A 14,301-nucleotide genomic window follows, 5' to 3' on the forward strand; every position below is an offset into this window, starting at 1 on the left:
CACCATGGAAGCCCTACGCCGCCGCATCGAAACCCAGGTCATGAGCCTCACCGGGCTGGCCCTCGGCCAGCTCGACCTGGAATCCCCCAAAGGTGACCCTGGCCTGTTCGGCCCGCACAGCATGAGCTGGCGGGTGCACGGCGATTTCCCCAGCATGCTGGTTGGCGGTATCAGCGCCCTGATGCTGCAACTGCTGCACCCGCTGGCACTGGCGGGGGTGTGGGATCACTCCAACTTTCGCCAGGACCTGCTTGGCCGTCTGCGCCGCACCAGCCAATTCATTTCGGGCACGACATTCGGCTCGACCCGTGATGCCGAATGGCTGATCGACAAGGTCCGCACCATTCACCTGCAGGTCACCGGGACATCGCCCGATGGCCGTCCATACGCTGCCAGCGACCCCGACCTGCTGACCTGGGTCCACGTGGCCGAAGTCAGCAGCTTCCTCGCCGCCCACCTGCGCTATCGCGACCCGCAGCTGTCACGCGCCGAGCAGGATGGCTATTACGATGAGATCGCCCTGATCGCCGAACGCCTCGGCGCCCGCAATGTACCCCGCTCATGCCAGCAGGTTGACGAGTACCTGCAGCGTATGCGGCCTCAATTGCACTGCGGCGCGCGCAGCCTGGAAGTGGTCGAGATCCTGCTTCAGGCCCCAGCCCCGAGCCGACTTGCCGAGCCGGTTGCCAGGTTGATGCTGCAAGCGGGTATCGACCTGTTGCCGGACTGGGCTCAGGCCATGCTCGGCCTGCATCAGAGCCCGTTGCAGCGGCGCATATCCGTATGGGACTCAACCGCACCGCCCCCGTGCTGCGTTGGGCCATGCGTGACGGTTCGGCGCATCGCGCCAGAAGGCGTATGGGGATCGAGTGAGCGCAAATGCCCTCGCCCCGGCGGAACCGATTTAACCTGCCATACTCCAAGCTCTCCTGCCTGGACAGACGAAGCGACACATGTACAAAGGATTGACTCGCGCCCTCGGCGCCCTGTTGGCTCTGGTGGCCCTCTACAGCCTGCTTGGCTTTCTAATCGCGCCTGGCGTTGCCCTGCGCATCGCCAACCAGCAGCTGGCGCAATACGCCACGCTGCCGGCGCACATTGAGCGCATAGAACTCAACCCGTTCAGCCTCGAACTGACGCTGTGGGGCCTGCAGATCGGCGAACCGGGCAAGGAACAGGTAGGCTTCGAGCGGCTGTATGCCAACCTGGCGCTCGACAGCCTGTGGAGCGGCGCCCTGCACCTGCAGGCGGTCGAACTCGACAAGCCCCGCAACGAAGTGCTCTTCGCCAAGGACGGTACGCTCAACCTCACCCAGCTTTTCAAGCTGCCGGCCAGCGAACCCAAAGCTGACGAGCCTGCATCGGATCCGTTCCCCTTGCGCATCGGCAGCATCAAGCTCAACACTGGCTACCTGCATTTTGCCGACCAACGCCCAAGCGAGCCGATCGAATTCGTCTACGACGACATGAACCTGGAGCTGAAAAACCTCAGCACGCTGCCGAACGACAACGCCGACATGACGTTGGTGGCACTGGGCCCTAACGGCGGGCGCATCGACTGGAACGGCACCTTGAGCCTGGCGCCTATAGCGTCCGAAGGCACACTGAAAATCACCGACGGCAAAATGAAGCTGTTCTGGCCCTACGTTCGCGACGCCGTGCCGCTGGTGCTGGAGGACGGCGTGGTCAACTTCGACACGCACTACAGGCTCAACCTGTCCAAGCAAACCGAGCTGTTGCTGGACAACACCTCGGTACGTGTCGCGCCATTCGCCATAAAGGCGCCGGATGGCCGCCCACTGGTCCGCCTGGCGAGCCTCGATGTCAGCGAAACCCGCATCGACCTGGCCAAGCAGCTGGTGACCGTGGGCAAGATCCGCAGTGAAAAACTGGAAACCTGGGCCGCCCTGGAGCCGGACGGCCAACTCGACTGGCAAAAACGCTTCGCCAGCCAGCCGGCCAAGCCCACGCCCAAGGAAAAGGCAGAGCCGGCCGCCGCAGCACCGGCCCCCAACGACGAGGCAGCAAAGCAGCCGAGCAAGCCATGGCAAGTACTACTCAAGGACGTTCAGCTGCGCAATTATCAGGTGCACCTGGCCGACCGCAGCCAGAAAGAGCCGGTGGCGCTGGACGTTGGGCCGCTGAACGTCGACATGCAGGGCTTCGACAGCCTCAACCAGTCGCCCTTCACCCTCAAGCTCGACACCGGCATTGGCAAGCAGGGCAAGCTGCAGGCCAGTGGCGAGGTCAACCTGGCGCCGGTCAGCGCCAGGCTCGACGTCAGCACACGCGACATCGATCTGCGTATTGCGCAGGCCTACATCAACCCGTTCATCCGCCTGGAACTGCGTAGCGGCATGCTCGCCAGCGACCTCAAGGTCGACCTCAAAGGCACCGAGCCACTGGCCTTCACCGTGGCCGGCAAGGCGCAGGTCAACCAGTTGCACACCCTGGACACCATCAAGAACCGCGACTTCGTCAAATGGCAGCAGGTGAATGTCGACGGCCTGGCCTATGTGCACGGCGATACCCTGTCGATCGATAAGGTAACCCTCCTGCAGCCCTATGCCCGCTTCATCATCAACGAAGACCGCACCACCAACGTGGATGACCTGCTTATCCCGCAGCCTGCCGATGCCCCCGCGCCAAACGAAGCCAAGCCGGCCAGCCCCGCAGGCAGCAAGCCGCTGGGCATCCGCATCGGGCAGATCAGCATCAACGATGGCTCAGCCAACTTCGCCGACCTCACCCTCACACCTAACTTCGCCACGGCCGTCCAGCAAATGAACGGCCAGATCGGCACCATCGACAACCGTAAGCCGGCGCCAGCCAAGGTCGACATCAAGGGTAAAGTCGACCGTTACGCACCCGTTACCATCAAAGGCGCGCTCAACCCGTTCAACCCGCTGGCCAGCCTTGATATCGCCACCAGCTTCAAGCGCGTCGAGTTGACCACGCTGACGCCCTACTCCGGCAAGTTTGCAGGCTTTCGCATTCGCAAGGGCCGCCTCAACCTCGACCTGCACTACCTGATCACCAACGGCCAGCTCAAAGCCGAGAACAAAGTGGTGGTCGAACAGCTGCAACTGGGGGAAAAAGTCGATAGCCCGGATGCGGTCGACCTGCCCATCCGCTTGGCGGTCGCGCTGCTCAAGGACACCGAAGGCAAGATTTCGATCGAACTGCCGGTGACCGGCGACCTCAACAACCCGCAGTTCAGCGTCATGCCAATCGTCTGGCAGACCTTGCGTAACCTAGTGCTGCGGGCGGCTCAGGCACCGTTCAAATTCATCGGCGGGCTTATCGCTGGCGGCGGCTCACAAGACCTCGGCAATGTATCGTTCGCCCCAGGTTCCAGCGAGCTCAATGGCGATGCGCAATCGGCCCTGAACAAACTCGCCTCGGCGCTCAAGGAGCGCCCTGAACTGCGCCTGGAAATCGAAGGCACCAGTGCCCAGAGCAGCGATGGCCCACTGCTCGCTCAGCAACGCCTGGAGCGGGAGTATCAGGCCATCTGGTACAAGATTCTGCAACGCCGTGGCGACAAGGTCCCGGCCAACGCGTCCATGCTGGTGGTCGACGACAGCGACAAACCGGCCATGCTCGAAGGCATCTACCGCACCCGCCTGAAACAGCAACCGCCGGCCGACTGGGAACAGCTCAGCCGCGAGGAACGCACCGCCAAGCTGCGCGAGGCGGTACTCAAGTCATGGGCCGAAAGTGCCGCATTGCTGCGGACCCTGGGCCAGGAGCGGGCCAGCAGTATCAAGGACTACCTGGTCGACAAGGGCAAGCTTGAGGATGACCGGGTCTACTTCATCGATACCACGCTGGGGCAGGCTGAATCAGATGGTCGGGTGATTACGCCGCTGCACCTTGATGCTGAGTAATCCCTGCCAGCCGCACCGGCCCCATCGCATCCGCAACCTGAATTCAGACCAACCGCTGCCCCGACACCGTCGGGTGGTACAGCGGCTGCACCTTGTTGCCTGCCGGGTCCAGCAAGTGGAAGCTGCGCGCGCCATCCCCATGATTGAAGGGCCGGTCCAGCAGCGTCACCCCGCAGGCCTTGAAGTACTGATACCAGGCCTCCAATTCCTCTACGCTGTCGACGATGAACCCATAGTGATCCAGCGTCTGCAGACCATTGGCAGCGCCTGCCCCCCGCCCCAGCGACAGGTTGTCGTTACCGCAGGTCAAGTAGACCAGATCCTCGTTGGCCCGATTCAATACCTCCATGCCGAGCACATCGACATAGAAGCGCTCGCATTCTTCAAGGTTGGGCACCAACAGGGCGATATGGCGCAGGCCATTGAGGCGACCGGGGCGTGCAGGTAAATCAGACATTGGCTGGCTCCATTTTTGTATACAATTCATAGTTGAATTTAAAACAAAAGGAGCCTCATGTGTACAGTCTGTTCATCAAGACACGGGTCAAGCCGGGTTGTGCCGAACTATTTCTCAGTGCCATCAAGGTAAACGCTGCCGCTTCCGTTGCCACAGAACCCGGCTGCCTGGTATTCGATGTGTCACAGGATCGAGTCGACCCCGAGGTGATCTACCTCTACGAAATCTACCGCGATGACAAGGCGTACGAAGCGCATACCCAGACCCCGCACTTTCGTGAGAGCCGGCCGCTTGTGGGGCCACTGATCGCCGAGCAGGTGTGTTTCGAAGGCGATGTCGTCGCGCGCAATCCGGTGAATTGAGCGCTAATGAAAAGCCCCGGCCGAGGCCGGGGCTTTTTTAAAGGTGGCCAGGTCCTTCTGGCCGACGGGACATTCCTTATTCGGACTTCAGGCCATCAGCCATGACGCTCTTGACGCCCTTGATGTTCTTGGTAATGCGTACTGCTTCTTCTTTCTGAGAGTCGGTGACCTTCACGTCAGAAGACAGCGAAACCACACCTTGGCTGGTTTCGACTTTGATGTCAGAGCCTGGCACGCCTTTTTCAGTCATCAGGTCAGCTTTGACTTTGGTAGTGATCCAAGTGTCGGAGCCTTCCTGTTGCATGTTGTCCACAGTATCGTTGGCAGCCAGCATGACTGGAGCCTGAACAGGCTCTGCGGCGAACGCGCCACCAGCCATGGTCAGGGTCAGAGCGGTAGCAGTAGCGGCAGCAATGGCGAACTTCTTCATGTGAGTCACTCCTGTTTTTCGAAAGGTCTGCGCCGTATGTCCTGGCGGCAGATATGAAGGTAGTTGCACGGGCTGTGCCAGGTTCTGAGATTTATTTTTTCCCTTGAATATCAACAACTTATACAAGTCTCGAAAAGCGGCTGATCGTGCAAATTGCAACCTGCGAGGTAAATCTGCGTGCAAGATGCAAGTGTGCAAAAGGTTCCCGGCAGGCCATAAAAAAAGGGCCCGCTAGGGGCCCTTTTCATACAGCGTTGCTGGTCGCTTAGACGCCCGAGGCCTTGGCCGCGGCAACGTCTTTGATCGACAGTTTGATACGGCCGCGGTTATCCACGTCCAGTACCAGTACTTCGACTTCCTGACCTTCTTTGAGGATATCGGTCACTTTCTCTACGCGTGCATCGCTGAGCATGGAGATGTGCACCAGACCATCCTTGCCAGGCAGGATGTTGACGAAGGCGCCGAAGTCGACGATACGCTCGACCTTGCCCACGTAGATCTTGCCAATCTCGGCCTCGGCGGTGATGCCCAGAACGCGCTGACGCGCTGCTTCTGCAGCTTCTTTGGTTTCGCCGAAGATCTTGATCGAGCCATCGTCTTCGATATCGATCGAAGCCTTGGTCTCTTCGCAGATGGCGCGAATGGTGGCGCCGCCTTTACCGATGACGTCACGGATCTTGTCGGTGTCGATTTTCATCGCGATCATGGTCGGCGCGTTGGCCGACAGCTCGGTACGCGACTGGCCAATGATCTGGTTCATCTGGCCGAGGATGTTCAGGCGCGCTTCCAGGGCTTGGCCCAGGGCGATTTCCATGATCTCTTCGGTGATGCCGTTGATCTTGATGTCCATCTGCAGTGCGGTAACGCCTTTGGCAGTACCGGCAACCTTGAAGTCCATGTCGCCCAGGTGGTCTTCGTCACCCAGGATGTCGGTCAGGACAGCGAACTTCTCGCCTTCCTTGACCAGGCCCATGGCGATACCGGCCACCGGTGCCTTCATCGGTACACCAGCATCCATCAGTGCCAGGGAAGCACCGCAGACCGATGCCATGGAGCTGGAACCGTTGGATTCGGTGATTTCCGACACGACACGGATGGTGTACGGGAACACGTCAGCGGCAGGCAGCATGGCCTGTACCGAACGGCGGGCCAGGCGGCCGTGGCCGATTTCACGACGGCCAGCACCGCCCATGCGGCCACACTCACCCACCGAGAACGGCGGGAAGTTGTAGTGCAGCATGAAGGGGTCTTTCTTCTCGCCTTCCAGGGTGTCCAGCAGCTGGGCGTCACGGGCAGTACCCAGGGTCGCGACGACCAGGGCCTGGGTTTCACCACGGGTGAACAGTGCCGAACCGTGCGTCTTCGGCAGAACGCCCACTTCGATGTTCAGCGGGCGTACGGTCTTGGTGTCACGACCATCGATACGCGGCTTGCCGTTAACGATGTTTTCGCGAACGGTGCGGTATTCGATCTCGCCGAAGATTTCTTTGACTTCGCTGGCCGAAGGCTGGCCTTCTTCGCCGGAGAACTTGGCGATCGCCTGGTCACGCAGCTCGCCCAGGCGCGCATAGCGGTCGGCCTTGACGGTGATGGTGTAGCCCTGGGAAACCGCTTCGCCGAATTCAGCGCGAATGGCGTTGAACAGCTCGGTGTTGGCAACGGCAGGTTTCCAGTCCCAGGTCGGCTTGCCGGCTTCGGCAGCCAGCTCTTTGACAGCCTGGATAACGGCCTGGAATTCGTCGTGGGCGAACAGTACAGCGCCCAGCATCTGGTCTTCGGTCAGCTCTTGAGCTTCCGATTCAACCATCAGTACGGCGTCGGAGGTACCGGCAACGACCATGTCCAGGCTCGAGGCAGCCAGTTGCTCGTAAGTCGGGTTCAGCAGGTAGCCAGTGCTTTCGTGGAAGGCAACACGGGCAGCGCCGATCGGGCCTTCGAACGGGATACCGGAGATGGCCAGGGCAGCCGAGGTACCGATCATCGCAGCGATGTCCGGATCGGTCTTCTTGCTGGTCGACACCACGGTGCAGACGACCTGGACTTCGTTCATGAAGCCTTCAGGGAACAGCGGGCGGATCGGACGGTCGATCAGGCGCGAGGTCAGCGTCTCTTTCTCGGAAGGACGGCCTTCACGCTTGAAGAAGCCACCCGGGATCTTGCCGGCGGCGTAGGTCTTTTCCTGGTAGTGGACCGACAGAGGGAAGAAGCCCTTGCCTGGATCGGCCTGCTTGGCACCGACTACGGTCACCAGCACGGTGACATCGTTGTCGACGGTAACCAGCACGGCGCCGGTTGCCTGACGGGCAATGCGGCCCGTTTCGAGAGTAACGGTCGATTGACCGAACTGGAATTTCTTGATTACCGGGTTCACGGTTTCCTACCTTTTTTCAGTGGCTCTGGGGGAACTGGTTTCTTGCGAATTCTTGGGCAGAACAGGGAATCGGCCCCATTGACCGTCCAGATACAACACGAGGCTGGGAGCCTGGCGCCGGGCGGAAAAACCGCTCAGCGTTGCCAGGCTGCCAACCTCGAAGATACGCGTGACGTGTCCGACGCAAACGCTGCCAAGCAGCGCTGGCGAAGCATGCAACACGCCATGCACACCACTGACCAGGCCGCTATTAGCGACGCAGGCCCAGGCGACCGATCAGGGCGCTGTAACGCGTGGTGTCTTTGCCCTTCAGGTAGTCCAGCAGCTTACGACGCTGGTTAACCATACGGATCAGGCCACGACGCGAGTGGTGGTCTTTACCGTTGGCCTTGAAGTGGCCTTGCAGCTTGTTGATGTTCGCGGTCAGCAGAGCGACCTGAACTTCCGGGCTACCAGTGTCACCAGCAGCTTGCTGGAAGTCGGTAACGATTTGAGCTTTTTCTTCAACGCTGAGGGCCATTTGGCTTCTCCTGATAACGGAACCCGCAAGCGGGTCCAATAGGCCAGGGACAAATCCCTGTATTAATAAAAAAGGTGTGACCGTGCCTACTGACAGCCACCCTTGTATCCGCGGGCCACAGCAAAAGCCGAAGCCCCCGGTTTCGATCATTCCGATCGAATCAGTCGACGCGGCGCAATACGCCCGTCTTCGCTCACTTCACCGATACCGATGAAACGACCATTGTGATCCTGTACCCGGACCATGCCAAATTGCGGCGCGTCCGGCGCACGTACCGCCTGGCCATGGAGCCAGTAGAACGCGCTGTGTTCGGACAGGCCAATCAGCGGCCAGTCCTGCAGGCCACTGTCCGAAGGCATGAGGAAGCGATCGAGCGCTTCGTTACCGCCATCGGCGTGGGCCTGTTCAAGTTCTTCGAGGGTCACGGTCTGGGCCAGCTCGAAGGGCCCGGCGTGGGTCCTGCGCAGCTCGGCAACATAGGCGCCACAGCCAAGGGCCTCGCCGATATCCTCCACCAGGGTGCGGATATAGGTGCCTTTGCTGCATCCTACGCTCAGCCGTGCTCGGGTACCTTCGCACTCGAGCAACTCCAAGCGGTTAATAGTAACAGAACGCGCCTCGCGCTCCACTACCTCTCCTGCACGCGCCAGCTTGTAAAGCGGCTGACCATCACGCTTGAGCGCCGAGTACATCGGCGGTATCTGGCTAATCGGGCCGCGAAAACGTGGCAGCAGCGCCTCGATGTCGGCACGACCAACGGTCACTTCACGGGTTTGCAGGACCTCGCCTTCCGCATCGGCAGTATTGGTAGTCTGCCCCAGCTGCATGACGGTTTCGTAGCCCTTGTCGGAATCGAGCAGGTACTGCGAAAACTTGGTCGCTTCGCCGAAGCACAGCGGCAGCACGCCAGTAGCCAACGGGTCGAGGCTGCCAGTGTGGCCGGCCTTTTCCGCGTTGAGCAACCAGCGCACTTTCTGCAGTGCGGCGTTGGAAGTGAAGCCAAGTGGCTTGTCCAGTAGGATGATGCCGCTGACGTTGCGGCGGATACGTTTGACCTGGGCCACCGGTTACTCCTTGGTGTCCTGCTCGTCGGTATCCTTGTGCAGGCGGTCTTCGGCCACTGCACGCTCGATCAGCGCCGACAGATGCACACCGCGGCTGACGCTTTCATCGAAATGGAAGTGCAACTGCGGCACGCTGCGCAGCTGCATGGAGCGGCCCAGGTGCAGGCGCAGGAAGCTGGCTGCGCTGTTCAGCGCCTTCAGCGACTGCTGCACGGCGTCAGGGGTTTCTTCACCCATGACGGTGATGTAGACCTTGGCGTGGCCCAGGTCGCGACTGACGTCCACGGCAGTGATCGTCACCAGGCCCACGCGTGGGTCCTTGACTTCACGGCGGATCAGCTCTGCCAGCTCACGCTGCATCTGATCACCGATACGTTGGGTACGGCTGTATTCTTTGGCCATTCTTGCTACCTGTAACGTAAAGCGGCAAACGCCCGGTCAGGCTGAAGCCTGACCGGGCGCTACCTACTGAGGGGCTGCCCACCGCCCTGGGGCGGGGGCTGAGACCCTGCTCGCCCTTAAAGGGTACGAGCAACCTGGACTTTCTCGAAGACTTCGATCTTGTCGCCGACCTTGACGTCGTTGTAGCTCTTGACGCCAATACCGCACTCCATGCCCGAACGTACTTCTGCAGCGTCGTCCTTGAAGCGACGCAGCGATTCCAGCTCGCCTTCGAAGATGACCACGTCGTCGCGCAGTACGCGGATCGGACGGTTGCGGTACACGGTACCCTCGATGACCATACAGCCAGCGATGGCGCCGAACTTCGGCGAACGGAACACGTCACGCACTTCGGCAACGCCCAGGATGTTCTCGCGGACATCGCTGCCGAGCATGCCGGTCAGGGCCTTCTTGACGTCTTCGATGATGTCGTAGATCACGTTGTAGTAACGCATATCCAGACCTTCCTGCTCGACGATCTTGCGCGCACCGGCATCGGCACGCACGTTGAAGCCGAACAGCACCGCATTGGACGCCAGCGCCAGGTTGGCATCGCTCTCGGTGATACCACCGACGCCACCACCGATCACGCGAACCTGAACTTCGTCGTTGCCCAAGCCGCCGAGCGAACCCTGCAGTGCTTCCAGGGAACCGCGCACGTCGGTCTTGAGGACGATGTTGAGGGTCTTCTTCTCTTCCTGACCCATGGTCTCGAAGATGTTTTCCAGCTTGCCGGCGTGAGCACGAGCCAGCTTGACCTCGCGGTACTTGCCCTGACGGAACAGAGCAACTTCGCGGGCTTTCTTCTCGTCGGCGACCACGGACAGCTCGTCACCGGCTTCCGGGGTGCCATCCAGGCCAAGAATCTCGACCGGGATAGACGGGCCGGCTTCCTTAACAGGCTTGCCGTTCTCGTCCAGCATGGCACGCACGCGGCCATAGTTGGAGCCGCACAGGACCATGTCGCCCTGACGCAGGGTACCGTCCTGAACCAGGATGGTAGCCACCGGGCCGCGGCCCTTGTCCAGGCGCGATTCAACCACCACACCACGACCAGGCGCGGTCGGAGTGGCCGTCAACTCGAGCACTTCGGCCTGCAGCAGTACGGCTTCGAGCAGTTCGTCGACACCGGTACCCATCTTCGCCGAAACCTTGACGAACGGCGTGTCACCACCCCATTCCTCGGAGGTCACGCCTTCGACCGACAGCTCGTTACGGATGCGATCGAGGTCTGCACCAGGCTTGTCGATCTTGTTCACCGCAACCACCAGCGGGACGCCAGCTGCCTTGGCATGCTGAACGGCTTCACGGGTCTGTGGCATCACGCCGTCGTCCGCCGCCACCACCAGGATGACGATGTCGGTCGCCTTGGCACCACGGGCACGCATCTGAGTGAACGCAGCGTGGCCTGGGGTATCGAGGAAGGTGACCATGCCGCGGTCGGTTTCCACGTGGTAGGCACCGATGTGCTGGGTGATACCACCGGCTTCGCCAGCGGCAACCTTGGCACGACGGATATAGTCGAGCAGCGAGGTCTTGCCATGGTCAACGTGACCCATGACGGTAACGACCGGTGCACGCGACTCGGCCTGGCCTTCGAACTTCAGCGATTCGGCCAGGGAATCTTCCAGGGCGGTATCGCTGACCAGGGTGACCTTGTGGCCCAGCTCTTCTGCGATCAGCTGAGCGGTTTCCTGGTCGAGCACCTGGTTGATGGTGACCGGAGTACCCATCTTGAACATGAACTTGACGACTTCAGCGGCCTTGACCGACATCTGCTGCGCAAGCTCCGAGACCGTGATGGTCTCGCCGATGGTCACGTCACGGATGACCGGACCAGTCGGGTTCTGGAAGCCATGCTGGTTGCGCTTCTTCAGTTTGCCCTTGCCACCACGACCACGGCGAGCGCCATCGCTCTCTTCGTCGGTGGTGCGCGGAGCGGCACGAGGGGTCGGAGCCTTTTCCTTCTCCTTCACCTTGACCTTGATCGACACACGTGGCGCCTCGCCACGACGACGATCGTCATCGCGAGTGCGGCTTTCGTTGCGACGGGTCTCGTCCTTCTTGCGCTCGGCAGCACGGGCTGCAGCGTCTTCGGAAGCAGGCGCGTCAGCGACGACCGGTGCGGGTGCCGGAGCTGCAGCTGGAGCGGCGGGTGCCGGCTCGGCCTTGGCAGCTGGGGCAGCGGCAGCAGTGGCGTTCGCGTGGCGACGAGCCTGCTCTTCGTTGCGCTGGCGAACGTCGGCGTCGACCTTGTCACGCGCGGCGTTTTCAGCCGCACGGCGCTCGTCCTGCTCACGTTTCTGCTCAGCCTGAATCTCTTCAGGGCTGCGCTGAACGAATACTTTCTTCTTGCGTACTTCTACGCTGATGCTTTTGCTACCGGCGACACGCAGGGTGCTGGTGGTCTTGCGCTGCAAGGTAATCTTGCGCGGCTCTTCCGCCTTGCTCTTGTGGCTGCTCTTCAAATGGGTCAGCAGAGTCTGCTTCTCATTGTCGGTCACTACCTGACCGGCGTCGGTGTGCGGCAGACCTGCCTCACGCATCTGCTGCAGCAGGCGCTCTACCGGTGCCTCGACCTCTTGGGCCAGTTCTTTCACCGTGACTTGCGTCATGCACTTCTCTCCTCAGGCCGCGCCTAATTACTCGAACCAGTGGGCTCGGGCGGCCATGATCAACTTGCCGGCACGCTCTTCGTCGATGCCGTCGATGTCGAGCAGGTCGTCAATCGACTGCTCGGCCAGGTCTTCGCGGTTAACCACGCCGCGCACCGCCAGTTCCGCCGCCAGGTCCTTGTCCATGCCCTCAAGGGAGAGCAGGTCTTCGGCCGGATGGGCGTCTGCCAGTTTTTCTTCGGTAGCGATGGCCTTGGTCAACAAACGGTCCTTGGCTCGAGCGCGGAGCTCATTGACGATTTCCTCGTCAAAGCCATCGATGTTGAGCATTTCTTCCAACGGTACGTAGGCAATTTCTTCGAGGCTGGTAAAGCCTTCGTCGACCAGCACTTGGGCCAGCTCCTCGTCGACTTCCAGTTCCTCGATGAAGTTGCGCAGGATGTCACCGGTTTCCGCCTGCTGCTTGGCCTGGATATCCTTCTCGGTCATCACGTTCAGGGTCCAGCCGGTCAACTGACTGGCCAGGCGAACGTTCTGACCACCACGGCCAATGGCCTGGGCCAGGTTGTCCTCGGCAACGGCGATGTCCATGGCATGGGCATCTTCGTCAACGATGATCGCCGCGACTTCAGCCGGCGACATGGCGTTGATGACAAATTGCGCCGGGTTCTCGTCCCACAGGACGATATCCACACGCTCGCCACCCAGCTCGCCGGATACGGCCTGGACGCGCGAACCGCGCATGCCGATACAGGCACCCTGCGGGTCGATGCGCTTGTCCTTGGAGCGGACGGCGATCTTGGCACGCGAACCCGGATCACGGGAAGCGGCCATGACTTCGATGAGGCCTTCGGCGATTTCCGGCACTTCGATGCGGAACAGTTCGATCAGCATCTGTGGCGCGGTGCGCGACAGGATCAGCTGCGGACCGCGGTTCTCGGTGCGGATTTCCTTGAGCAGCGCACGCAAGCGCACGCTGACCCGGAAGGTCTCACGTGGAATGATGTCTTCGCGAGCCAGCAGCGCCTCGGCGTTGTTGCCCAGGTCGACGATGACATTGTCGCGGGTAACCTTTTTGACAGTGCCGGAGATGATCTCGCCAACGCGTTCGCGGTAGGCATCGACCACCTGGGCGCGCTCGGCCTCACGGACCTTCTGCACGATGACCTGCTTGGCGGTCTGGGCGGCGATACGACCGAATTCGATGGACTCGATCTTCTCCTCGATCACGTCACCCACTTTGGCTTCAGGGTGAGTTTCGTGAATCTTGGCCAGCCAGGTCTCGATCGCCGGATCGTCCAGATCGGCTTCGTCGACCACGGTCCAGCGACGGAAGGTCTCGTAGCTACCGGTGTGGCGGTTGATTTCCACACGCAGATCGACTTCGTCTTCAAAACGTTTTTTGGTTGCAGTGGCCAGAGCCACTTCCAGCGCTTCGAAAATGACGCCGGGCGGTACACCTTTTTCGTTGGATACCGATTCAACAACCAGCAGTACTTCTTTGCTCATCGTACGCCTCGCCTTGCGCAAGCCATTGGGCCCGGATAGTCCGCCGGGCCCGGCACGTCTCAGTCAAAACTGGGAATAATATTGGCCTTGTCGATCGAATCGATCGGCAACAGAAACTCGTGAGTGTCCACCTGGACCACCACATCCTGCTCCTCCACACCGCGGAGAAGGCCCTGGAAGTTACGACGACCTTCGAAGGGCGTACGCAGCTTGATCTTCACTTGTTCGCCGGCATGCGAGGCAAACTGTTCCAGCGTGAACAGCGGGCGATCCATGCCTGGAGAGGACACCTCAAGGGTATATTCACTGCTGATCGGATCTTCCACATCAAGAATGGCGCTGGCCTGACGGCTGACCGCTTCACAGTCCTCCACCAGGATGCCGCCTTCCTTGTCGATATAGATGCGCAGTACCGAATGCTTACCCTGGGAAACGTACTCGATCCCCCAGCATTGATAGCCCAGACCCTCGACCACCGGGGCCAACAAGGCCTGCAACTGTTCTAGCTTGCTCGACACCTGAACCCCCTCGTGCATGCTGTGCAAATAAAAAATGGGCGAAGCGCCCATCCCTGAAAGCGCCGTTGGACAACGACGCCGTAAACTGTTCGGCTAGCAAAAAGCCCCTGAAAAGGGGCTCCGC

At 60.7% G+C, this 14,301-nt stretch carries 11 protein-coding genes and 1 pseudogene; 3 read left to right on the top strand and 9 right to left on the bottom strand.

Going from position 1 to position 14,301, the window contains the following annotated elements:
- The first annotated feature begins 4 nt into the window (after positions 1 to 4).
- Positions 5 to 873: pseudogene (locus JNA92_RS05910) on the top strand (oxygenase MpaB family protein).
- An 80-nt stretch (positions 874 to 953) separates the two neighbouring features.
- Entirely contained in the window at positions 954 to 3,890 is a 2,937-nt protein-coding gene (locus tag JNA92_RS05915; protein ID WP_241803838.1) for a DUF748 domain-containing protein, read from the top strand.
- Positions 3,891 to 3,933: 43 nt separating this feature from the next.
- Here the strand turns inward: JNA92_RS05915 and JNA92_RS05920 are convergent, their stop codons facing one another.
- Positions 3,934 to 4,347 (bottom strand): VOC family protein, encoded by a 414-nt coding sequence (locus JNA92_RS05920; RefSeq protein WP_241803839.1) that lies wholly within the window; start codon positions 4,345 to 4,347, stop codon positions 3,934 to 3,936.
- A gap of 59 nt (positions 4,348 to 4,406) precedes the next feature.
- Between JNA92_RS05920 and JNA92_RS05925 the strand changes: the two genes are divergently transcribed.
- Positions 4,407 to 4,709, top strand: coding sequence for a putative quinol monooxygenase (locus JNA92_RS05925; protein WP_241803840.1), 303 nt, complete (start codon positions 4,407 to 4,409; stop codon positions 4,707 to 4,709).
- 76 nt (positions 4,710 to 4,785) lie between these two features.
- Here the strand turns inward: JNA92_RS05925 and JNA92_RS05930 are convergent, their stop codons facing one another.
- From JNA92_RS05930 to rimP, 8 genes are all read right to left on the bottom strand, one after another.
- Positions 4,786 to 5,139, bottom strand: coding sequence for a BON domain-containing protein (locus tag JNA92_RS05930; protein ID WP_241803841.1), 354 nt, complete (start codon positions 5,137 to 5,139; stop codon positions 4,786 to 4,788).
- Positions 5,140 to 5,404: 265 nt separating this feature from the next.
- Positions 5,405 to 7,510, bottom strand: coding sequence for a polyribonucleotide nucleotidyltransferase (pnp, locus tag JNA92_RS05935; protein ID WP_012312657.1), 2,106 nt, complete (start codon positions 7,508 to 7,510; stop codon positions 5,405 to 5,407).
- Positions 7,511 to 7,760: 250 nt separating this feature from the next.
- Positions 7,761 to 8,030, bottom strand: coding sequence for a 30S ribosomal protein S15 (rpsO, locus tag JNA92_RS05940; protein WP_012274241.1), 270 nt, complete (start codon positions 8,028 to 8,030; stop codon positions 7,761 to 7,763).
- A 146-nt stretch (positions 8,031 to 8,176) separates the two neighbouring features.
- Complete coding sequence (gene truB, locus JNA92_RS05945) at positions 8,177 to 9,094, bottom strand: tRNA pseudouridine(55) synthase TruB (RefSeq protein ID WP_119688251.1); 918 nt, start codon at positions 9,092 to 9,094, stop codon at positions 8,177 to 8,179.
- 3 nt (positions 9,095 to 9,097) lie between these two features.
- Positions 9,098 to 9,496 carry a 30S ribosome-binding factor RbfA gene (gene rbfA, locus JNA92_RS05950; RefSeq protein WP_241803842.1) on the bottom strand — a complete coding sequence of 133 codons (399 nt, stop codon included), beginning with the start codon at positions 9,494 to 9,496 and terminating at the stop codon, positions 9,098 to 9,100.
- 116 nt (positions 9,497 to 9,612) lie between these two features.
- On the bottom strand, positions 9,613 to 12,150 hold the full coding sequence (gene infB, locus JNA92_RS05955) for a translation initiation factor IF-2 (RefSeq protein ID WP_241803843.1): 2,538 nt from the start codon (positions 12,148 to 12,150) through the stop codon (positions 9,613 to 9,615).
- Between the two features lie 27 nt (positions 12,151 to 12,177).
- Positions 12,178 to 13,659 carry a transcription termination factor NusA gene (nusA, locus tag JNA92_RS05960; RefSeq protein ID WP_241803844.1) on the bottom strand — a complete coding sequence of 494 codons (1,482 nt, stop codon included), beginning with the start codon at positions 13,657 to 13,659 and terminating at the stop codon, positions 12,178 to 12,180.
- A 59-nt stretch (positions 13,660 to 13,718) separates the two neighbouring features.
- Complete coding sequence (gene rimP, locus JNA92_RS05965; RefSeq protein WP_241803845.1) at positions 13,719 to 14,177, bottom strand: ribosome maturation factor RimP; 459 nt, start codon at positions 14,175 to 14,177, stop codon at positions 13,719 to 13,721.
- Positions 14,178 to 14,301: the final 124 nt, after the last annotated feature.

Source organism: Pseudomonas putida (assembly GCF_022627325.1).
Taxonomy (GTDB): domain Bacteria; phylum Pseudomonadota; class Gammaproteobacteria; order Pseudomonadales; family Pseudomonadaceae; genus Aquipseudomonas; species Aquipseudomonas putida_X.